The organism is Streptomyces sp. NPDC020917 (assembly GCF_044333795.1).
Lineage (GTDB): Bacteria > Actinomycetota > Actinomycetes > Streptomycetales > Streptomycetaceae > Actinacidiphila.
The window spans coordinates 99,343-120,861 of sequence record NZ_JBIRRR010000016.1 but is presented as its reverse complement, the minus strand read 5'-3'; the positions used below and the strand labels follow the sequence as shown (position 1 = coordinate 120,861).

General features: G+C 72.7%; 14 protein-coding genes and 3 tRNA genes. 8 read left to right on the top strand and 9 right to left on the bottom strand.

Annotation, left to right across the window (positions count from 1 at the left end; translation table 11 throughout):
• Positions 1-35: 35 nt before the first annotated feature.
• From ACH4TG_RS28980 to ACH4TG_RS28960, 5 genes are all read right to left on the bottom strand, one after another.
• Positions 36-1,031: a LacI family DNA-binding transcriptional regulator gene (locus ACH4TG_RS28980; protein WP_398245580.1), complete on the bottom strand. Its 996-nt coding sequence runs from the start codon at positions 1,029-1,031 to the stop codon at positions 36-38.
• 204 nt (positions 1,032-1,235) lie between these two features.
• Positions 1,236-3,329, bottom strand: a complete 2,094-nt coding sequence (locus tag ACH4TG_RS28975) for a beta-galactosidase (RefSeq protein ID WP_398245495.1) — start codon at positions 3,327-3,329, stop codon at positions 1,236-1,238.
• Positions 3,330-3,549: 220 nt separating this feature from the next.
• Complete coding sequence (locus ACH4TG_RS28970) at positions 3,550-4,893, bottom strand: ABC transporter substrate-binding protein (RefSeq protein WP_398245494.1); 1,344 nt, start codon at positions 4,891-4,893, stop codon at positions 3,550-3,552.
• Between the two features lie 118 nt (positions 4,894-5,011).
• On the bottom strand, positions 5,012-5,956 hold the full coding sequence (locus ACH4TG_RS28965) for a carbohydrate ABC transporter permease (RefSeq protein ID WP_398245493.1): 945 nt from the start codon (positions 5,954-5,956) through the stop codon (positions 5,012-5,014).
• Between the two features lie 3 nt (positions 5,957-5,959).
• Positions 5,960-6,898 carry a carbohydrate ABC transporter permease gene (locus tag ACH4TG_RS28960; RefSeq protein WP_398245492.1) on the bottom strand — a complete coding sequence of 313 codons (939 nt, stop codon included), beginning with the start codon at positions 6,896-6,898 and terminating at the stop codon, positions 5,960-5,962.
• Between the two features lie 286 nt (positions 6,899-7,184).
• On the opposite strand from ACH4TG_RS28960, the gene ACH4TG_RS28955 reads away from it, so the two are divergent.
• The gene (locus tag ACH4TG_RS28955; protein ID WP_398245491.1) at positions 7,185-8,174 is read left to right on the top strand and encodes a LacI family DNA-binding transcriptional regulator; all 990 of its coding nucleotides are present in this window, start codon (positions 7,185-7,187) and stop codon (positions 8,172-8,174) included.
• 53 nt (positions 8,175-8,227) lie between these two features.
• Here the strand turns inward: ACH4TG_RS28955 and ACH4TG_RS28950 are convergent, their stop codons facing one another.
• Positions 8,228-11,395: a chitobiase/beta-hexosaminidase C-terminal domain-containing protein gene (locus ACH4TG_RS28950; RefSeq protein WP_398245490.1), complete on the bottom strand. Its 3,168-nt coding sequence runs from the start codon at positions 11,393-11,395 to the stop codon at positions 8,228-8,230.
• 552 nt (positions 11,396-11,947) lie between these two features.
• On the opposite strand from ACH4TG_RS28950, the gene ACH4TG_RS28945 reads away from it, so the two are divergent.
• From ACH4TG_RS28945 to ACH4TG_RS28920, 6 genes are all read left to right on the top strand, one after another.
• The gene (locus tag ACH4TG_RS28945; protein ID WP_398245489.1) at positions 11,948-13,156 is read left to right on the top strand and encodes an MFS transporter; all 1,209 of its coding nucleotides are present in this window, start codon (positions 11,948-11,950) and stop codon (positions 13,154-13,156) included.
• 167 nt (positions 13,157-13,323) lie between these two features.
• Positions 13,324-14,058: a sulfite exporter TauE/SafE family protein gene (locus ACH4TG_RS28940; RefSeq protein WP_398245488.1), complete on the top strand. Its 735-nt coding sequence runs from the start codon at positions 13,324-13,326 to the stop codon at positions 14,056-14,058.
• 93 nt (positions 14,059-14,151) lie between these two features.
• Positions 14,152-14,222: transfer RNA gene (locus tag ACH4TG_RS28935), tRNA-OTHER, on the top strand.
• Positions 14,223-14,237: 15 nt separating this feature from the next.
• Positions 14,238-14,309: transfer RNA gene (locus ACH4TG_RS28930), tRNA-Ala, on the top strand.
• 29 nt (positions 14,310-14,338) lie between these two features.
• Entirely contained in the window at positions 14,339-15,769 is a 1,431-nt protein-coding gene (locus ACH4TG_RS28925) for an SDR family NAD(P)-dependent oxidoreductase (RefSeq protein WP_398245579.1), read from the top strand.
• Positions 15,766-17,094, top strand: coding sequence for a ribonuclease inhibitor (locus tag ACH4TG_RS28920; protein ID WP_398245486.1), 1,329 nt, complete (start codon positions 15,766-15,768; stop codon positions 17,092-17,094). The genes ACH4TG_RS28925 and ACH4TG_RS28920 overlap by 4 nt, the downstream gene beginning before the upstream one ends.
• 63 nt (positions 17,095-17,157) lie before the next feature.
• On the opposite strand, the gene ACH4TG_RS28915 is transcribed toward ACH4TG_RS28920, so the two are convergent.
• Complete coding sequence (locus tag ACH4TG_RS28915; RefSeq protein WP_398245485.1) at positions 17,158-19,008, bottom strand: AAA family ATPase; 1,851 nt, start codon at positions 19,006-19,008, stop codon at positions 17,158-17,160.
• A complete protein-coding gene (locus ACH4TG_RS28910) occupies positions 19,005-20,405 on the bottom strand; it encodes a hypothetical protein (protein ID WP_398245484.1) in 1,401 nt (466 codons plus the stop codon). Before ACH4TG_RS28910 ends, ACH4TG_RS28915 begins: the two co-directional genes overlap by 4 nt.
• Positions 20,406-20,519: 114 nt before the next feature.
• Between ACH4TG_RS28910 and ACH4TG_RS28905 the strand changes: the two genes are divergently transcribed.
• A tRNA-Trp gene (locus ACH4TG_RS28905) sits at positions 20,520-20,596 on the top strand.
• 82 nt (positions 20,597-20,678) lie between these two features.
• Here ACH4TG_RS28905 and ACH4TG_RS28900 read toward each other — a convergent pair.
• A complete protein-coding gene (locus tag ACH4TG_RS28900; protein ID WP_398245483.1) occupies positions 20,679-21,506 on the bottom strand; it encodes a hypothetical protein in 828 nt (275 codons plus the stop codon).
• Between the last annotated feature and the right edge of the window lie 13 nt (positions 21,507-21,519).

Sequence of the window (21,519 nt, the reverse complement as noted above, 5' to 3'; positions counted from 1 at the left end):
CCCCCGCGGCCGCGACCTCGCGTGCCGCTGCGCGCTCAGCGACCGGGCGCGGGCGGCGGCGCCGTGCTGCCGCGGACGACCAGCCGGGTCGGCACCAGGTCGGTGCCGCTCTCCGCCTCGTCGTTGCGGATCTGCCGGAGCACGGTCGCCACGCAGCGGCGGCCGACCTCGGCGAAGTCCTGGTGGACGGTGGTCAGCGGCGGCATGTACGAGGTGGTCTCCGGGATGTCGTCGAAGCCGACGATGCTGACGTCCTCCGGCACCCGGCGGCCCGCCTCGTGCATCGCCCGCAGGACGCCCAGCGCCATCTGGTCGTTGGCCACGAAGACCGCGGTGCACTCCGGCTCCGCGGCAAGCCTGAGACCTGCCCGGTAGCCCGACTCGGCCGACCAGTCGCCGCGCAGCACCTCCGGCTCGGGCCTGCCCGCGGCGGCCAGCACCGTGCGCCAGCGGGCGACGCGGCGCTCCGCGGCGAACGACTCCTCGGGCCCGGCCAGGTGCCACACCGTGGCGTGCCCCAGGTCGAGCAGGTGCTGCACGGCCGCCTCGGCGCCACCGGCCTGGTCGGTGTCCACCACGCTGTACTGGTCGCCTGCGTTGGAGTCGACGACCACCACCTGGGCGTTGGGCGGCAGCGTCACGGTGGCGGTGTCCAGCAGGTGCACCTCCATGATGATCACGATGCCGTCGACCGCCAGCTCGCCCAGCCGGGTGAACGCGCCGCGCACCTGGTCCTGCGTCGGCGCGGTCACCGGCAGCAGGGTGGTGGCATACCCCTCCTCGGCGGCCGAGGTGGCGACCGCCTCCAGCGTGCGCATGTTGCCGATGGTGGACATGTTGAACAGGATGACGCCGAGTGTGCGGAACTCGCCGCGCTTGAGGGCCCGGGCGGCGCTGTTCGGCCGGTACCCCAGCTCCTTCATCGCCGCGAGCACCTGCTGCCGGGTGCCCTCCACGACACCGGGATAGCCGTTGGACACTCGGGAGACGGTCTGCGCCGACACACCGGCGAGCTTGGCCACGTCCGCCATGGACGCGCCGCGCCTGCGCCGCGTTCCTGCCAGCTCCTCGGGTTCCGGTTCCGGCGTGCCGCGCCCGGCCTTCGTGCTGTCGCTCACCGCAGTCGTACACCTCGCTGCCGCGGCCGCCGTCGGGGGCGGCCGTGCTGGTCGTCGTCCCGCGCCGCCCTGCCCGGTCGGGCGAGCGGCAGGGGGCGGTGCCGTGTGATCGCGCAATCATAGGGGCCGCGGGCCCGCGGCCGCCCGGTCCTGGTCGCCCAGTGCCTCGTCCGGCGGATACTGCACGACCGCCACCCCGCGCGGCGCGAGGGTGACCCGGCCCTCGCCGTCGCTCAGGCCGACCAGGACCCGCGCGGGCGACAGCGGCAGTACGACGGGGGCGTCCGTGCGGTTGACGAGGAACCAGAAGACGCGGGAACCGTCGGCGCGCACGGTGAGTTCGACCCGGCCGCGGGCGGCCGGGGGCAGCTCGCTCGCCACGCCGGCCGCGGCCAGCAGCCGGCCGAGCAGCGGGGTGAGCCCGTCGGGGCCGAGCCGGGTCGACACGTACGCGGCCGAGCCGCCTCCGGGCGCGCGGCGGCGTGTCACCGCCGGCAGCCCCGCCGACTCGCCCTCGGCCAGGCGGGCGAGGACGTCGACGTCCGGGTCGGTCACCGTGATCCGGTCGGACCACAGCGTGCCGCGGCTCCCGTCGTCGAGCTGTACGGACGCACCGTCGGGCAGCGGCGCGAACTCCTCGATGCGCAGGCCGAGAAGGTCGCGGAGCGCGCCGGGGTAGCCGCCGAGCCACGCGTGGTCGTTCTCGTCAACGATGCCCGAGAAGTAGGTGGTGACCAGGTGCCCGCCGCCGTCGACGTAGGAGGTGAGCCGGTCGGCGAGGGCCTGCGGCACCAGGTGCAGCACCGGCGCCACCACGACGTCGTAGCCGGACAGTTCGGTACTGGTGGTGGCGAGGTCGGCGCGCACGCCGAGGGCGAGGAAGGCCGAGTACCAGTCCAGCGCCTCCTGCCGGTAGCGCAGCCGGTCGGTGGGGTGCGAGTCGAGTTCGGCGGCCCACCACGACTGCCAGTCGAAGAGGATCGCCGCGCGGGCCGGCTGCCTGACCGACCCGGTGACCGGGGCGAGGTCCCGCAGGGTGGCGCCCAGGGCGGTGACGGCGCGGAAGACCTCGCTGTCCGGTCCGGCGTGCGGCAGCATCGCCGAGTGGTACTTCTCGGCGCCGCCGGCGGACTGCCGCCACTGGAAGAAGCAGACGGCGTCCGCGCCGTGGGCGACGTGCAGCAGCGAGTCGCGGGCCATCTCGCCGGGGCGCTTGGCCTGGTTGACCGGCTGCCAGTTGACCGCGCTGGTGGAGTGCTCCATCAGGAACCACGGCCGGCCGCCGGCGATCGCGCTGGTGAGGTTGGCGGAGAAGGACAGCTCGTCCAGGCTCTGCGGGCCCGGCGTGACGTAGTGGTCGTTGGAGACGAAGTCCACGTCGCCGGCCCAGCCGGCGTAGTCCATGCCCTTGGTGGTCCCCATCACCATGAAGTTGGTGGTGACCGGCACGTCGGGGGTCAGCCGGCGCAGCACCTCGCGCTCGGCGCGCAGATGGTCGAGCAGCGCGTCGGAGGAGAAGCGCGCGAAGTCCAGCTGCTGGGTGGGGTTGGGGTGCGTGGCGGCCAGCCGCGGCGGCAGGATCTCCGCCCAGTCGCCGTAGACCTGCGACCAGAAGCTGGTCGCCCACGCCTGGTTGAGCGCGTCCAGGCTGCCGTACCGCGCGTGCAGCCAGACCCGGAAGGCGCGGGCGGCGTCCTCGGAGTAGTCGTAGACGTTGTGGCAGCCCAGCTCGTTGTTCACGTGCCAGGCGGCGAGCGCCGGGTGGTCCGCGTAGCGGGTGGCGATCGCCTCGACCAGCCGCAGCGCGTAGGTGCGGAAGACCGGTGACGTGGGGCGCCAGTGCTGGCGCGCGCCGGGCCACACCGTCTCCCCGCCGGCGGTCACCGGCAGGATCTCCGGGTGGCGGGTGGTCAGCCACGGCGGCGGGGACGCGGTCGCCGTCGCCAGGTCGACGGCGATCCCCGCGTCGTGCAGCAGGTCCATGACCTCGTCCAGCCAGCCGAACTCCCAGCGGTCCTCGGCCGGTTGCAGCCGCGCCCAGGAGAAGATGGCCAGCGACACGATGGTGACGCCGGCTTCCTGCATCAGCCGGACGTCCTCCTTCCAGACCTCGCGCGGCCACTGCTCCGGGTTGTAGTCGGCGCCGTAGCCGAGCTGCACGGGGGTGCCGGCGGGCCGGCGCAGCCAGCGGGCGGTGGGAGTGGCGGTCATCGGGGTCCTTCCGGGGCCTTGCGACGTGCGGTGGTGACGCGGGGCGTGCGGGGGCGGTGCGCGGACGTGCGGTGCGGGACGTGCCCGCGGGAGGTGCGAGTGGCGGGGCCCTGGACGTCAGAGACGCAAGGCCCCGGACGTGCGAGGGGCGGGGCCCCGGGAGGTGCGAGTGGCGGGGCCCCGCCCACCGGGTCCCGCCACTCGGCTCGGTGCGCGGGCGTCAGCCGACGCTGAAGCCCTGCTGCTTCCCGTACGAGACGGACTGGTCCTGCCAGGACTTGAGCCCACTGGACAGCGGGGTGGAGGACACGTACGCCTTGCCCACGGTGTCGTTGAAGATCGAGTTCGCGTACACCTGGTACGGCAGGTACGACCAGCCGGGCAGCACGCTCTTCGCGGACTCCGAGAAGATCTTGTTGGCCTGCTGCCCGCCGAAGTACGGGAACGGCGTGTTCAGGAAGGACGGCGAGTTCAGGTCCGCGGTGGTCGCCGGGAAGGCGCCGCCCTTGACGCGGGTCTGCACGCCGGCGCCCTGGTTGGCGTACTGCAGGAAGGCGTACGCGAGGGCCTTGTTGCTGCTGGCCTGCATGACGGCCAGCGAGCTGCCGCCGTTCTCGGCGCTGGCGTTCGCCCCGGCCTGCCACTGCGGCAGCGGCGCGGCGCGCCAGTCACCCGAGGCGTTCTTCACGCCGGAGACGAAGTTGGCGGGCATCCACGCGCCGGTCGCCAGGGTGGCGATGGTGCCGTCGCCCAGGCCCTTGTACCACTGGTCGCTCCAGCCGGGCACCGGGGACAGCAGGTGCTCGGAGACCAGCTGCTGCCACACCTTGGTGTACGTCGACGTCCCCTGGTCGCTGGCGAAGTCCACGGTCACCTTGGTGCCGTCCACCTTGTACGGCTTGCCGCCGGCCTGCCAGATCAGGCTCGTGGTCATGCCGGCGTCGCCCGTGTCGCTGGTGATGTACGCCTTGGGGTCGGCCTTGTGGAGCTTGCGGGCGTCGTCCAGGTACTGCTCCCAGGTGGTGGGCACCGGAAGCTTGTACTTGTCGAAGACCTTCTTGTTGTAGAACAGCGCCATCGGACCGGAGTCCATCGGCAGGCCGTACACGCCGCCGTTGATGTTGACGGAGTTCCAGGGGCCGGGGGAGTAGGTCTTGGACAGGCCCTTGGCACCGTAGGAGCTCAGGTCGGTGACGGACTTGCCGAGCGCGAACTGGCTGAGCGCGTAGTACTCGATCTGCGAGACGTCGGGCACGCCCTTCCCGGCCTGCACGGCGTTCTGCAGCGCGGTGTACTGGTCGTTGCCGGTACCGGCGTTGACCAACTTGACGTGCACCTTGGGGTACTTGGCCTGGAAGTCGGCCACGACCTGCTTGAGGGTGGGCTCCCACGCCCACACGGTGAGGTTGCCGCCCTTGGTGAGCGCCGACTGGACGGCGTTCGCGTCGGAGCCGCCGCTCCCGGACCCGGAGCCGCCGGAGGAACCGCAAGCGGTGAGCCCCAGCGCGCCGGCGGCGAGGAGCGCGACCGTCGGCGCCAAGCGCCGAAGTGCCTTGTTCGTCATCTCATTTTACTCCGTTGTGCGTGATGTGTCCCGGGACACGGGAGGTCGGGGGAGGGTGTGGTCGGGGAGGACAGGGGGGCGCCGCGGCGCCGGGATCAGGCAGAGCGACCGGACGCGGTCACTCCTTGACGCTTCCGGCGGCCAGTCCGGACTGCCAGTAGCGCTGCAGCAGCAGGAAGGCCGCGACGAGCGGGACGATGGTCAGCAGCGACCCGGTGATGACGAGGTTGAACACCGGCTGGCCGCCGACCGTGGAGGCCTGGGCGTTCCAGGAGTTGAGGCCGATCGTCAGCGGGTACCAGTTCGGGTCCTTGATCATGATCAGCGGCAGGAAGTAGTTGTTCCAGGTCGCGACCATGGTGAAGAGCAGCACCGTCACGATGCCGGGGGCCAGCAGCGGCAGGCTGATCCGGAAGAAGGTGCGCAGCTCGCCCGAGCCGTCCATCCGGGCGGCCTCCAGCAGCTCGTCGGGGATCGCTTCGGCGGCGAACACCCACATCAGGTAGAGGCCGAAGGGGGAGATGAGCGACGGGATGATCACCGCCCAGGGGGTGTTGGTCAGCCCCATCTTGCTGAACATCAGGAACGTCGGCACGGCCAGCGCCGCGCCCGGCACCGCGACGGCGCCGATCACCACGGCGAACACCGCCCGCCTGCCGCGGAAGTCGAACTTCGCCAGGCCGTAGCCGCCGAGCACCGCGAGGAACGTCGCGCCGCCGGCGCCGAGCACCACGTACAGCAGGGTGTTGAGCAGCCACCGTACGAAGATGTGGTCGTTGTAGGTGAACGTCTCCCGGATGTTGTCCCACAGCGCGAACTTGCCGCTGAACCACAGGCCGAAGGAGTCGAGCAGCTTCGGCTGGGTCTTGCAGGCGTTGATGACCAGCCAGGCCAGCGGGATCAGGGAGTAGAGCACCACGATCGCGGTCAGCACGGTCAGCAGCACGCTGCGCCGGGGCTTGCCGGGGCTGTGGCGCCGGGACGAGCGGGAGATGCGCGGCCGCACACGCTCCCGGGTCCGCGACGTGGGGGCGGTGCCCTGCACGGCGGTGTCGGTGGCCATCGGTCACGCCTCCTTTCGCATGCCGCGCAGCTGCACGAGGTAGGCGACGATCATCGTGACGACTCCCATGACGATCGCGACCGTCGCGGCGTAGTTGTGCTGCTGGCCGGAGAAGGACAGCGAGTAGGTGTAGAGGTTCGGGGTGAAGTACGTGGTGATGGCATTGGGCGCCAGGCTCTTGAGGATGCTGGGCTCGTTGAACAGCTGGAAGCTGCCGATCACCGAGAAGATCGTGGCGATGACCAGCGCGCCCCGGATGGCCGGGATCTTGATCGAGCGGATGACCCGCCACTGCCCGGCACCGTCGATCTCCGCCGCCTCGTACAGCGACTCCGGGACGACCCGCAGCGCCGCGTAGAAGATCAGCATGTTGTAGCCGACGAACTCCCAGGTGACGATGTTGCCGATGCTGGCCAGCACCCAGCTCGGGGAGAGCGGGTCGGGGATCGACGTGTGCAGGTGCTGGTTGATGCTGGCGACCAGGCCGAACCGCTTGCCGTACATGAAGCCCCACATCAGGGTGGCGACCACCGCGGGCACCGCGTACGGCAGGAAGATCGAGATGCGGAAGAAGTCCCGCCCGTACAGCCGCCCGCTGTCCAGCGCCAGGGCGACCAGCAGGGCGATGCCGAGCATGATCGGCACCTGGACGATCAGGAACAGGCCGACGCGGCCCAGCCCCGACCAGAACTCGTGGTCCTGGAACGCCTGCGTGTAGTTGTCCAGGCCGACGAAGTGGTTGCCGCCGATCAGCTGGTCCCGGTACAGGCTCAGGTAGATCGAGTAGGCGATCGGCGCCAGGAAGACCAGGGCGAAGACCACCAGGAACGGGGCGACGAAGCCCCAACCGGCCAAGCGCCGCCTTCCGACGCGCCCCCCGTCGCTGCGCCTCCGGCCGGTCGCGGGACGACCCGCGGCCGATGGGGGCGAGAGGACCGCCATGACTCATCCTTCCGGTCGGCGTCACAGCCCCGCCGCGGGCTCGCGGCGAGGGGGGATGGTTACGTAACCATTGACGACCGGGGGTCGCTCCTGTTTACGTAAACATTGGATGACGGCGATGTTGGCATTGCAGGTCGAGGACGTCAAGGTCTGAGTCGGGGTTGTGGAGGGAAACGTGATCCGAGAAGGGCAGGCACCGCCTTCGGCGGCGGTCCGGAGCGGCGTGCCGCCCGCCGGAGCGGCCCCCGGGGAAGCCGGTCAGGCCCGCCCGAGACGCGGCGTCTCCATGGCCGACGTCGCACGGCTGGCCGGGGTCTCCTCCCAGACGGTCTCCCGGGTCTCCAACGGGCATCCCAGCGTCGTCGCCGGCACCCGTGAGCGGGTGCTGCGGGCGATGGAGCAGCTGGGCTACCGGCCCAACAGCGCCGCCCGCGCCCTGCGCAGCGGCCGGTTCCGCACCATCGGCGTGATCCTGTTCACCCTCTCCACCACCGGGAACACCCGCACCCTGGAGGCGATCGCCGTCTCGGCCGCCGAGCAGGGCTACGCCATCACGCTCCAGCCGGTGGCCGTCCCGACGCAGACCGGGGTGCACGGCGCCTTCACCCGGCTCGGAGAGCTCGCGGTCGACGGCATCATCGTGATCATGGAGGTGAACCTGCTCGACGCGGCCACCATCACCCTGCCCCCGCACGTCCAGGTCGTCGTGGTGGACTCCGACGCGGGCGACCGGTACAGCGTGGTCGACACCGACCAGGTCGGCGGCGCCCACCTCGCGGTGCGCCACCTGCTGGACCTCGGGCACTCCACCGTGTGGCACCTGGCCGGGCCCGACGGGTCCTTCGCGGCCCAGCGCCGCGAGCAGGCATGGCGGGAGGCGCTCGCGAAGGACTGGCGTGCGGCACCGCCGGTGGTCCGCGGCGACTGGTCCGCGGAGTCCGGCTACCGTGCGGGCCTGGAGCTCGCCGGCCATCAGGACTGCACGGCCGTGTTCGCCGCGAACGACCAGATGGCGCTGGGGCTGCTGCGCGCCCTGCGCGAGTGCGGCCGCCGGGTCCCGCAGGACGTCAGCGTGGTCGGCTTCGACGACATCCCGGAGGCGGCGTCCTTCGCCCCGCCGCTGACGACCGTCCACCAGGACTTCGCCGAGGTCGGCAGGCGCTGCGTGGACGGGGTGCTGCGGGAGATCAGCCGCGCGGAGGTGCCCACCGGCGCCGTGCTGGTGCCGACCCGGCTGGTCGAGCGTTCCAGCACCGCGCCCGCGCGGCGCGGTTGACGCCCTGGCGGCGCGGGCCGGGGAAGCATGGCCCGGCCCGCACCGCCACGGATTCAGGCGACGGTGAAGGTCACCGTGTGCACGGTCGGGTCGGATCCCGCCGAGAACGCGAAGGTGTGCGTGCCCGCGGCGAGTCCCTTCGTGTCGAGCAGGTGCAGGTACGCACCGCCGGTCGGCGTGAAGTCCTCGCCGAATGAGGTGTGGCCGTCCGCCGTCTCCGCCCTGGTGTCGATGCCCAGGGCGCGGACCCTGACGAGCGGCGACGCCTGGTCGCTGCCGGCCGCGTCGGTGAGCTTGACGCGCAGCGGCAGCGTCGCCCCGCCGCGCACGGGGCGGCTGAGGTCGGTCAGGGTGACCGCCTTGTAGGCGATCGCGAAGGTGCGGGTGACGTCCGCGGCGGGCCGGAAGTCGGCGTTGCCGTCCTGGGCGGCGGTCACCGTGCAGGTGCCCGCGCGGGCCAGGCGCAGCGCCGAGCCGTCCAGGTCGCATGCTCCCTGTGCGGTGAACCGGACCGGGAGTCCGGACGAGGCGGTGGCGTGCAGCGGTATGTCCGCGGCGTGCAGGACCTGTTCGGGCAGCGCGGCGAAGGTGACGTCCTGCGCGTCGGGGTGGGCGTAGACCTGGACTTCGACCAGCCCCGCGGCCCAGTCGGCCCCGTTGCCGTTGTGGTCGTTGACCACCTTCGACACGCTCACCCGCACGTAACGGTAGGTGCCCGTAAGGGTGTTGCTGGTGAAGCCGACGGTCCTGCCGGCGCTCTGGCCGACCAGCCGCGTCCAGGCCTGTCCGTCGTCGCTTCCCTCGACGGTGTATCCGCTGTACGTCTCCGACCCGTTGTAGCTGCGGAAGCTCAGGTCGACGCGGCTGAGGTCGTACGGCCGCTGCAGGTCGACGGTCCACGAGTAGGGCACGGACGACGGCTGGTAGAAGTTGCTGTTGTCGCCGCTGACGTTGAGGTTGAACACGTTGCCGTCATTGGCGTCGCCCGCCGGATGGCCCGCGGCGGCGGCGGTCGCCACTACCGGCTTGTCCTGCGAGACCAGGCGGTCGGTGGACAGCGTGAGGTCGCCGGAGGCGGTGTCGAACGACCACTGCGGCTGGTAGCCCATGCTGATGTCCGGCCCGCCGGCACCGGTGGCCGCGGTGACGTCCAGCGGCAGCCAGACGTAGGTGGAAGTGCCCAGCGCCTTGGGGGTCCAGCGGTCGCCCATGTAGATGTAGCGGGTCGTGCCGTTCTTCCCGGTGAGCGGCAGGATGTTGGTCGGCTGGCTGTAGAAGGTGGTGTTGTTGCCCACCGGCTTCAGCGGCGACCATCCCGCCGGGTCGGAGATGTCCTTGGTGAAGGAGTACATCGCCTGGTTCGGGTACCAGCCGGACTGGCTGGAGGTGAGGACGACGTAGTAGTCGCCGACCTTCACCAGTGCGGGCGCCTCGCGCCGGGAGCCGGCGAACAGCGGGTAGGAGTGCTGCCAGTCGACGTCGGTGTAGTCGTCGGTGAGCTTGTAGACCCGCATGTCGGTGCCGTTCTGCGTGGACACCAGGTACGCGTCCGACGTGGCAGGGTCCTGGAAGACGGTGAAGTCCCTTGACCCGTAACCCCACTTGCCGTCACCGCCGGTGTAGGTGGGGTCCGCGTCGGCGGTGGCCACCTGCCCGGCGCCGGGCCGGAAGTCCTTCAGGAAGCGGTAGTCGCCGTCGACGGTGGAACTGGTGGCGACCATCAGGTGCGAGGCGGAGTAGTCGGTGGCCCGCTCCCAGTGCGCCCACAGCACGAACGTGCCGGTCTTGGCGTTGTAGACGAGCTTGGGGCGTTCGACGTTGCAGTCGGCCAGCTCCCCCGCGCTGCCCGCGGTGAGGATGTCCTTGACGTACGTCCAGTTCTTCAGGTCACGGGACTTGTACAGGCTGATGCCGGCGAACCGGGTGCTGTTGTCGGTCTTGTTCTCCCCGACCCAGTAGTACCAGCCGTCCCTGGCGAGGACGTTGCCGCCGTGGCCCTGGATCGGCGTGCCCGCGGTGTCGTACCAGAGGCGGCCGACGGGGACGGAGGAGTACGTGCCGGGGTCGGGTTCGATGTCGTACGCGGCCTCGAACTGCGCGCTCGGGAAGCCGTCGGAGACCGCGACCGCCTTGAGCGTCCGGGAGGAGGAGACGGTGACCGGTCCGGTGTACCTGGTCCCGTTGGCACGACTCGCGTCCGTGCCGTCTGTGGTGTAGTAGATCGCGGCGCCGGGCGTCGCCGTGCTCAACGCGACGCTCTGGGCGGTCTTGTAGATGCCGGCGGCCACCGAGGCGGTGGGCGCGCCGACGGAGATCGGCGCGGTGTCGATGTCCCACGCCCCCGAGGCGACGCCGAACCAGCCGAGGACCGGGGCCTCGGTACCGCCCGCGATGTCCACGCGGAGCTGCGCCAGGCCGCCGTCCCCGGCGGCGACGGTGACGTGCCCGCTGACCATGGCGTTCCTCGTCAAGCTGCTGCTCACGGTGACGTTGGGGGTGATGACGGTGGTGGCGCCGGACGCCGTCACCAGGCTGACCTTCATCTGCCGCGGCCCGCTCCACCATTCACGGAACCCCGCGGTCACCGTGTAGGTGCCCGCGTCCAGCGGCAGTTCGTACACGATCGGCTTGGACGTGGCGGAACTGCCCAGCGCGTACAGGCCGGTGGCGTCCTTGTCGGCCGCGTCCCCCGGGTGCTGGGCCACGTAGGCGTTGCCGTCGTTGACGTACCCCCAGCCGGCGCCGGCGGTGTACTGCTGGTCGGCGGCGCCGTTGCGCAGGTCCGATCCGGTGAGCTGCTTCACGGCGCCGTAGGCGGGCGTGGTGGCCAGCATGCCGCTGTCGACGTAGTAGAGCGTGCCGTGCGGGACCACCTCGACCTGCGCGCTGGTGGCGAGGGCGCCCTCGACGCTGCCCGGCACCGTGAAGGTGCGGTAGGGCTTGTCGAAGGAGTAGCCGGACAGGTCCCACGTGACGTCGGCGGCCCGGGTCCCGCCGTCGGCGGTGGTCACCTGGACCTGCTTCGGCAGTGCGGGCTGCTCGCCGGTGTAGGTGGCCACCGTCACCGGCGAGGTCACGGCGACCGGTGTGCCGGCCTGCGCGGCGGTGCCGGACGCGCCGGCAGAAGCGGAGGACGCGGTGACCGCGGCGGTGCCGGCCGGCGTCGCGGCCTGGCTCCCGGTCGCCAGGTACACCGGGGCGAGGACGGTGGCGGCCAGCATTCCGGCCAGGGCGAAAGCCAGCGTCCCGCGCGGCCGTTCGGGTCTGCGGCCTTCGGGTCTGGGGCGTCCGGAGATACGTGTTCTGCGTGGTGGCATGGGATGATCCCTTCGCGTGTTTGCGCAAACATACGGGTCGGCCGCGAGGAGCACCAGACACCTGACAGGGATGTCCGGAGGATGGGGTTCCGAATCCGGGGCGGTGTTCGGGTACTTCTCGCCGGCCGAAGCCGGCTGCCGGAGCGGCCGGGCCCGCGGCCCGCCGCGAACCCCGGTGGGGGAGCGGGGCGGTGGTGGTGCCGGGTGCGTGCGCGCATCCGGGCCCGGGCTGCTACCGTCCTCCCAGTCGCCCGGACCCGCATTGGCCCGGGCCTCACATTTCTCTTCCGCCTGGTGCACGGGGTGGCGGCGAGGGCGCGTGCCCCGTCCTGCCGCAGTTCTGGACGCCTCAGGCGGGCTGCGGGTCGCACCACATCTCTCCGCACCCTGGCAGGGGTGCAGGCGCCGGCGACCCGGGACGCAGCCCGCCCCGCCCGGCGGCGACGAAGGACTCCCATGCCGTCCCTCGCGTCCGGCTACCGTCCTCTGCTGCGCACTCCCGGTGCCGCGGCCTTCTTCCTCGCCGCGTCCGTGGGGCGCGTCGGCATCGCCATGACGGGCCTCGGCCTGGTCTGGCTCGTCCATGCCCGCACGGGTTCCTACGGCACCGCCGGGCAGGTCGCCGCGGCCTTCTCCGTGGCCGAGGCCCTGATCGGCCCGCATCTGGCCCGGCTGGTCGACCGGTTCGGCCAGACACGCGTCCTGCCGTGGTGCCTCCTCGCCCACGGTGCCGCCGTCGCCGGCGTGCTGTCCGCGGCCTCCGCCGGCTCCCGGTCCGCGCTCGTCACCGCCGCCACGTGCGCCGGGGCGGCGGTCCCGCAGCTCGGGGCCTGCTCCGCCGCCCGCTGGGTCGCGCTGCTGCGCGGGGGACGGGACGCGGAACTCCCCACCGCCTTCTCGCTGGAGTCGCTGGCCAACGCCACGGGATTCCTCCTCGGGCCCGTCGCCGTCACCGCGCTCGGCGCGGCCGGCCGGGCCGCCCTGGCCACCGCCCTCGCCGCGGCCCTGATCGTGGTCGGCGGCGGAGTACTCGCGCTGCAGCGCCGGACGGCTCCGGCGCCCGCCCGCGGGGACGCCGACGCCACCGGGCCCGCAGGGGGCCTGCTGCGACCGGACTTCCTGCTCCTGGCCCTGCTCAACCTGGCCATCGGGCTCTACTTCGGCACGATGGCCATCGCGGTCAGCGCCTTCGCGGTCGGGCACGGCAGGCCCGGGGCCGCCGCGCCGATCATCGCCGCAGCCAGTCTCAGCGGGCTGCTCTCCGGCTGGATCTACGGCACCCGGCCGCGCCGTGCTCCGGCGCATCTCCAACTGGTCCGCGCCACGCTGTACATGACGTGCGCGGGGCTGCTGCTCCCGCTCGCGCCCTCCGCGCTGTGGCTCGGCGCCGCGGTGGCCGTCACCGAGGCGGCGGTGCCGCCCACGCTCGTCCTGCTGAACGTCCTCACCGAGAAGTCCGTCTCCCGGGCGGTGCTCACCCAGGCGTTCACCTGGAACAACTCCACCAGCGCGGCCGGTTCCGCATCCGCCGCGTGGCTGGCCGGCCGGACCGCCGACGCCCTCGGCGCCTCCGCGGCCCTCGCCCTGGCACCGGCGGCCGGGCTCCTCCTGCTCGCCCTCGCCCTCGCCTCGCGGCACCGATCCGTGCGGGCCGGAACCGTGTGATGCCCGCGCGGGCGGGGAGAGGGCGGCGGGCCCGAACCGCCGCGCTCGGCTGATGAATTATGTGCGTTTCGTTGTGCTGATCAGCTCGTTCGTGTTTGATTCGCGGTGGGTTGCCGCCGTCCTGCCGGACCGGGCGGCGGCTGCGCCGCACTGTACGACGGTCCGGCGTGGAGCACCGCGACCAGGAAGGCGAGGAAGGCGACGTGATCCTGGCGGCGTGGTGTGCCATCGCCCTCGGCGGCCTCGTGCAGACGACCGCCGGCTTCGGCTTCGCGCTGGTGTCCTCCCCGGTCGTCGTCGCCGCGCTCGGCCCGACGGAAGCCGTTCGCGCGGTCATCACGCTGTCCTCGCTCATCAGCGTGCTGATCCTCGCCCGCACCTGGCGGCACACCCGGCTGCGCGACGCCCTGCTGCTGGCCGTTCCGGCCGTCGTGCTCGCGGCCCCCGCTGCCGTCCTCGTGCACCACATGAATACCCGGCTGCTGACCGTCGCGGCCGGCGCCGTTACCGTCACCGGCGCCGCCCTCATGGCGCGCGGCAACCGGCGCCTGCCGCTGCGCGGGCCGGGCGGCGTGTGCGCCGTGGGCCTCGCCAGCGCCCTGATGAACGCGCTCGGCGGGCTGTCGGGACCGGCCGGAGCGATCTACGCGGCGAACGACGAGTGGCCGCCGGAAGCGATCGCCCCCACCCTCCAGGTCTTCGGCCTCATCCTCAACGCGGCCTCCCTGACGACCCTCGGCGGACCCGAGCTGGACTACCGGCTCGCGACGGCGCTGCCTGTCGGGTGGCTGTGCGGGATATGGGTGGCCAGGCGGCTGTCGGCGTCCCATCTCCACCGCATCGTGCTGGCCGTGGCGGCCGCCGGCGGCGCGGCTGCCATGATGCGCGCGGCCGTCGGCTGACGCTGCCGGCCGGAAGGCGGCCCACCGGCCCTCTTCGCACATCTGCCCGGCGTCGCCGCCCCGCCGCGCGCCCCGTACGATGACCGCCAATGCCCGGATGTAGCGCAGAGGCAGGCGCGCCGTCCCTCAAGACGGTCACGCCGGTTCGAATCCGGCCGTCCGGGCAGGCAGCACGACGGGACCCCGTAGCGCAGAGGCAGGCGCGCCGTCTTGGCAAGACGGGTACGCCGGTTCGAATCCGGCCGGGGTCACCGCTGGGAGAAGGGGAGTCGGGGGCGTGGTGGGGGACGGACGCATCTCTGAGGAGGAGTTGGCCGCCTTCCACCGCACGGTCGGCCGGCTCCGTGCACTGCCCGCCGACGACCCGGTCCGCCTTCAGGCCGAGCAGGTCGCCGCGTCCTTCGCCCGGGACGGCCGGCAGCAGCGCAAGCGGTTACGCAACCAGGAGCGGTCGCAGGCCGAGGCCGCCGTCTTCGGCGCCACCGCCACCGGCGCGCACGACCGGCGTGAGGACGCGCCGCTCGCCGTCCCGGAGACTGTCGCCGGCGGGCCGGGCGCGTACCCGCGGCCGCGCCGCTGCTATGTCTGCAAGTCGCCTTATCGCCAGGCCGATTCCTTCTACCACGCACTCTGTCCCGCGTGCGCCGCGGACAACACCGCGCGCCGTTCGCTGACCACCGATCTGCGCGGCCGGCGGGTGCTGCTCACCGGCGGCCGGGTGAAGATCGGCTTCCAGCTCGCCCTGATGATGCTGAGGGACGGCGCCGAGGTCCTCGTCACCAGCCGCTTCCCGCACGACACCCTCCGCCGGTTCCGGGCGGCCGACGGCAGCGACCACTGGATCGACCGGCTCACCGTCATCGCCGTCGACCTCCGCGACCCGCGCCAGGTCATCGGGCTCTGCGCGGAGTTGACAGCGGCCGGCGAGCCGCTGGACATCCTCGTCAACAACGCCGCGCAGACCGTGCGCCGCCCGCCCGGCTCCTACGCGGCGCTGACCGCCGGTGAGGGCGGGCCGCTGCCCGCCGCCGTGATCCGCGCTCCCGGCTACCGGCCGATGTCCGCCCTGGCGGGAACGGGCACCGAAGTGCCGTCGGCCGTTCGGGACGTGCTCGACCTCGCTCCGGCCGACGCCGGCGAGGGCCACGCGACCAGCGCCGTGCTGCCGCAGCAGGGGCCGGGCGCCGGCGCCGTCCTCGACGAGGCGGGGCTGCTGCCCGACCTCTCACCGGCCAACTCCTGGTCGGCGCGGATCGGGGAACTGGACCCGGCCGAACTGCTGGAGACGCAGCTGGTGAACGCTCTCGCCCCGGCGCTGCTCGCCGACCGCCTCCTCCCGCTGCTGCTCGCCTCGCCGCACCCGCGGCGGTACATCGTCAACGTGACCGCCGTCGAGGGCCGCTTCGCGGTGCGCAACAAGACCTGCGGCCACCCGCACACCAACATGGCCAAGGCCGCGCTGAACATGCTCACACGCACCAGCGGACCCGAACTCGCCGCGCGGGGCGTCCACATGTGCAGTGTCGACACCGGGTGGATCACCGACGAGAACCCTGCGCCGAAGAAGGGCCGGATCGCGGCCCGGGGCTTCCGCACCCCGCTGGACATCGTCGACGGGGCCGCCCGCGTCTACGACCCGATCGTGCGCGGCGAGGCGGGGGACCCCGTGTCGGGCGTGTTCCTCAAGGACTACCAGGAGGCGGAGTGGTGACCTCCGATCCGGCACCCGAACCGCCCGGACCCGCACCCGCGTCGGCGGACGGTACCTCCGCCGACCAGGCGCCCGACCTCGAACCGTCCGACCTCGAACCATCGGCCGCCGGCGAACCGCCGTCCCCCGTCGAGCCGTCCGCCGAGGGGCCGTTCGCGGGCGTGCCGCCGGTCCTGCCCCGCTCCGTGCAGGATCTCGCGCCGCTGCTCGCCTGGCTCAGGACGGGGGGTCCGGCGCAGGCGCGCCTCGACTTCCCAGCCGGCACCGCCCTTCCCGACGGCCGCCTGGACCTGTGCAAGCAGGCCCTCGGCCCGGAGGGCGCCACGTTGATCAGCGAGGCGCTGCGGCTCGGCGGCGGACGGGCGGCCGGCGGCGTACGCCATCTGCTGCTCGGCACCGACGGCCTGGGCGACGAAGGAGCCGCCGCCGTCGCCGACCGTACCGCCGGCACCGGTGTGGAGACCCTGTACCTGGGCTGCAACGGCATCACCGCCGCAGGCGCCTGCCGGATCGCCGACAGCGTCCGTGCCTCGCAGCACGTGGTGACCGGCGTCTGGCTCAAGCGCAACCCGCTGGGCACCGGCGGCGGCCGGGCCGCCGCCGAACTCATCGGCGCCGCAGCCGCGTTGCGCACCCTCGACCTGGTGCAGACCGGTCTCGACCCGGCCGGTGCCGCCGTGCTGGCCGAGGCGCTGCTCGCCGCCGCGGCGGACGGGCGTCCCATCGAGCGGCTCTACGTCGGCGGCAACCCGCTGGGCAGCCTCGGGGCGGCGCCGCTGGCCGCGCTGGTGGCGGCCGGCGCCCTCGGCGAACTGTACGCATCCGCCTGCGGCTTGGGCGACGACGGCGCCCTGCTGCTGGCCTCCGCGCTGGAGCGGGCACCCCGCGCCCGGCTGACACGGCTGTCCGTCGCCAGCAACGGCATCGGGCCGCGCGCCGTCGCCCGGCTCGTCGCGGCCGCCGTGGCCGCCGGCGTCGCGTTGCTGGACTTCGGCCGGGTGCGGGCCGCGGGCACCCTCGGCGCGCCCGACAACCAGGTGGACACCGTGGCGGCGACCGCCATCGGCCTGGCCCTGGCCGCCGCGCCGCACCGGCTGACCCATCTCGTGCTGTCCCACACCGGCATGCGCAGCCATCAGGCCCACCGCCTGCTCGACGCCGCTCCCTCGGCCCCCACCGCCACCCGCTACGTGCTGGGCAAGGGCGTCGCCACCAGCGTCCGCCGGCGCCTGGACGCGCTCAGCGCGCACCTGCCGATGCCCGCCGTCGCGGCGGACGTCGCCGCGGTGCGCAGCGTGCACCGCACCGCGCCGCCCGAGGACTGACGACCACCGACGAGCCCTGGCGAGGGCCTCAAGACGACGACCGGCGGCGTCCGATCAGCGCGATCAGCGCGGCAGCGAGGTGAACAGCCCGATCCAGAACCGCTGCTGCGCATCCGAGGCGCCGACCAGGTACGTCGCCCGGAGCTTGGGCGGCAGCAGCGCCACCAGCCGCGCCACGGCCTTGCGGTGCCGCTTCAACTGCGACAGTTCCGCGTTGGCGATGACCTGGTGCACCACGTCGGTGTCGTCGGTGCCCTCGCTCGACCGGTCGGCCGCCCGCCGCAGCCGCTCCTCCCAGCGGCCCACCTCGGCGGCCAGCTCCCGCAGACCGGTCACCGGCCGGTTGTCGAGCCGCTCGACCAGCGCGGTCAGCGGGACGGGCGCGTACTCCCCGTCGCCGAGGTAGACCATTCCCATCTCCAGCGGCAGGCCCCGCTGGTGGAGTTTGACCAGCCGCTCGATGGTGCGCTTGGTGACCCAGGCGCGTCCGTCCTCGTCGATGTCGTGCTTCCACCACTCCAGGACCGTCTCCGCCACGGCGCCGTACCGGGCGATCAGCCACTCGTTCGCGGGGATGTCCTGTGGCGTCACCGTCAGCGAGGCGGTGAAGCGGGTGGCCTGGGCGATGTTATTCCGCGCGACCAGCAGTTTGCGGCCCAGGTGGTACGGCGGGTTCTGCACCGCTATCTGTGCGCGCAGGCCGGGGATCGGGCGCCCCGCGAGCGACCACTCCTGGGTGATCTCCATCAGCTTCGCGAACGCGGCCTTGTCCTTGGGGCGGTTGTACTCGTCCCAGACGATGACCTTGGGCTCCGGGCCGGTGAACCCCTTGGCCAGCAGGTTCTCCAGCGAGCCGTCAGGCGTCGGGACCGGCGCGCACAGATCCTCGACGTTGGTGACCGGCAGCGAGAAGTACAGCGGGTCCCGGCCGCCGAGCTCCTCGCGCACCGTCTGCCGCACGATCTCCGTCTTGCCGCAGCCCGGCGGGCCCTGCAGTAGGACCGTCCAGCGGTTGCGCAGCGCCGCCCGCAGCACTCTGCGCACCGGATCGGCGATGTTCGCCGGGTTCGGCACCCCGAGGGCGGCCGCGATCCGGTCCAGTACCTCGGCCGTCCGGTCGGGGCCCGGCTTCCCGTCGGGGCGCGGCTGGGCCAGCCGAAGCCGCTCACCGTTGACCAGTGGCAGCCCCCAGCGCAGCGGGAAGCCCTCGCGGGCGTTGGCCAGGATGTGGTCGACGGTCCGCGGGGACAGCGTCTCGCGCAGCTCCGGCCCGAGCGATGCCCACACCCCGAACACCCCGGTCAGGTCCCAGTCCCGGTATTTCTGGGCCAGCTTGATGCGCCACGACGTGTCGTTCGCGGTGATCCGCACGGTGACCATGCGGTCCAGGATCGCCAGGTCGCTGCGGCGGGCCGCGGTCTCCGCCAGCGACTCGTTGTCGGTGAGGAAGACGCCCATGCAGCCCAGCGCCCGCAGGTCGTACTCGCCCAGCGTCCAGTTGCAGGCGATCTGCATCAGCTGCGACTGGATGGTCTCGCCGGCCTGCAGCGAGTCGTCGATGAGCAGGACGAACGGCCGCCCCGGCTTCAGTTGGCTCATCACCAGCTGGCGCAGCACCAGTTCGCCGGTCGCCTCGTCGCGCACCGGCGCGTTGGCCAGCAGGTCGTCAGGGGTGAGGTTCGCGGCCGGCACGAACACCAGCTGCGCCTGCGGATAGGCCTCCTCCACGTGGGAGAAGAACGTCGCCGTCTTGCCGATGCCGTGCTCGCCGAAGACCTGACCGGTCTGGCCCATGTCGATCATCGCGTCGATGAACGACTCCAGGCGGGAGGCGCCGTTCCAGCCCTCGGGCGGCCGGGGATAGGTGGCGTTGGGCCGCCAGGCGGGCGCTGCCGGCGTGACCGCGGTGCTCATGTCGATCCTGTCGTGACGCGATGGCAGGCCATCGGCGGACGGTGGGCGTCGGGCCAGTCGTCGCCGCCCTCGGTGATCAGCCAGATCCACTTGTCCGGCTCGGCCGGGGTGATGTGCGGTGCGTAGCCGTCGGTGAGGACCACGACCGCGTCCGGGCGCTCCTCGAACAGCTTCCCGTCGAGCGGGGTGCGTCCCTCCACGTAGTCGGCGACGACCGCGAAGCTGGTGCCGCCGCCGCCGAAGACGCGTTCGCCGGGCTGGAACGGCATGACAGCACCGTCGAACGAGAGCCAGTACGCCTGGACCCCGTCGATGGCGCCGACCAGGTCCGTCAGCCAGCCGATCACCCGGTGGGGCATGGACCCCGAGGTGTCGTAGGCGATCACGAGCACCTTGTCCCTGACCGGTCCGCGGCGGGACAGCATCGGGTCCATCCCCAGCGCGGCCAGCAGCGCGCCGCGCTTCTTCGGATAGACCAGCCGCTCGCCCTCCCGCAGTTTGGAGGCGAGGACGTCCACCAGCCAGCGCTGCCACCAGTCCACCCGGCCGGTGGCCGTGGTCGTGCCGCGCAGCGCGCCCGCCCCGAGCCGCCCCCACAACCGGGACACCCGCTCGCCTGCCCCCTCCGTACGGTCCATCAGGTCGAGCAGTTCCTGCTCCGCGACGGCGTGCCCGCGGCGCGCCGCCAGCAGCGAGTTGAGCAGTACCGAAGAGGCGGTGGAGTCGACAGTCTCCTGGTCGGCCGGCACCGCGCCGTCCGTCAGATGGAGGCAGACGGGCGCCGGCACCGGCGGGTGCCGCATCCGCTTCAGCTCGCGGTACACCGCCATGTCGGTGTCGACGAACTCGGCGTAGTCCACGGGCTCCAGGCCGTGCGCCCGCAGATCCTCGGCGTAGCCGCGGTGGACTTCGGCCGGATCGACGCCCGTCGGCTCCCCGTCCACCGACGGCAGGGACTCACGGGCGAGCCGGACCAGGGCGACATGGTTGATGGACACCTCCGCGGCCAGGGTGAAGACCGGGTCGGCGCGCAGCTCCGGCTCGCTGAACAGATGGCGGTGCACCAGGTGCCGCGCCTCGTGGAAGAGCACGAACTTCACCCCGTCCAGGCCCAGCGCGACGAAGAAGTCCGGGTTGTAGAGCAGCAGGCAGGAGCCGTCGCCGCTCGCGACCACCGCGGCGGTGCCGACCGCCGTGGTGGCGATCTGGTGCCGGCACTTGGCGTACAGCCACGAGGCCACCGCCGACTCGGTCAGCCCGAAGTCCAGCAGGGCTGCCTCCTTGAGCCGGTGCGCCTCCGCCACCACGGACTCGTCGGCCGGCCGCCACCTCTCCAGGGCCCGGCGGTCCGCCAGGTCGACGACATGCCGCTGCCGCCCCCGCTCCCCGTACGCCATGTGCTCCGCCCCCAGCGTTCCCCCGCGTTCCGTCCTCGTGATCCATTGGTATCAGGGAGCCCCGACACCGGCGATGTGGTTTTCCACAGGGCACCGGAGCTACGATCACGGCCAGGCGGGGTCGTAGCGCAGAGGCAGACGCTCGGTCTCCAAAACCGGATCACGCTGGTTCGAATCCAGCCGCCCCGCCGCCTTCCGCCCTCCTGACGGCGCGTGGGGCGACCCCCTCTCGCTGCGTCAGGCGACGGATCCCTCGCCGGATCGGACGGCGGCTCAGGCGATCGCGCCGGCCGTCGCGACCAGTTCCGGCACCGTACCGGTGAACGTCGGCAGCAACTGGGCGGCCACCGCCCACGCTTCGGTGCTGCCGCCGAGCCGCTCGCGCACCAGCGGCCGCAGCCCGTCCAGCGCCTGCGCCACCCGTTCGGGGAAGGCCCAGCGCCCGGCGTCGAGCACGGACAGCACCTGGCGGGCCGGCCCCCACCCGCGGACGTACACGTCCGGGTCGTCCACGATCCCCGCCTGCCGCATCCGGTGGGCGAACGACGGGTGGCCGGCGCCCAGCCGCTCGCGCACCTCCTTCGGGCAGTCGATCCGGATCGCGAGCGCCCAGCGCGCGTAGCCGGGCAGCGGGCGTTCGCGGTCCGCGGCATCCACCGAGTCCCAGTGCTCGCGCTGCACGAGGGCGGCGGCCGACCTGCCGGTCTTCATCGACGTCACCTGCCGCAGCTCCGAGACCGCCTCGGCCGCGCCGACATCGCGCAGGTCCGAGGCCGCGGCGGTCCTGACCCGCTTCGCGACCGGCACGCTGCCCGCCGCGCGGTCGCCGAACGGCAGGCCCCGCTGGATGTCCCGGCGGATCGCGCGGTCCGCCAACGCACTGAAGAAGACGATCTCGTTGACCTCCGGACGGTCGCGCTCCAGCATCCACAGCACGACCGAGGCCGGTACGTCGCCGGACGACATCCACCGGCCGCCGGTCCAGACGGTCGGAGGCACGGCGCCACCCCCGGGCGCGGGCAGGCCCAGGCGTGCCCGTATCCGCTGCTCGTCGCCGGGGTCCGCCGCCGCAAGCAGCACGTTCAGATGCGCGTCCGTCACCCGCACAGGGTAC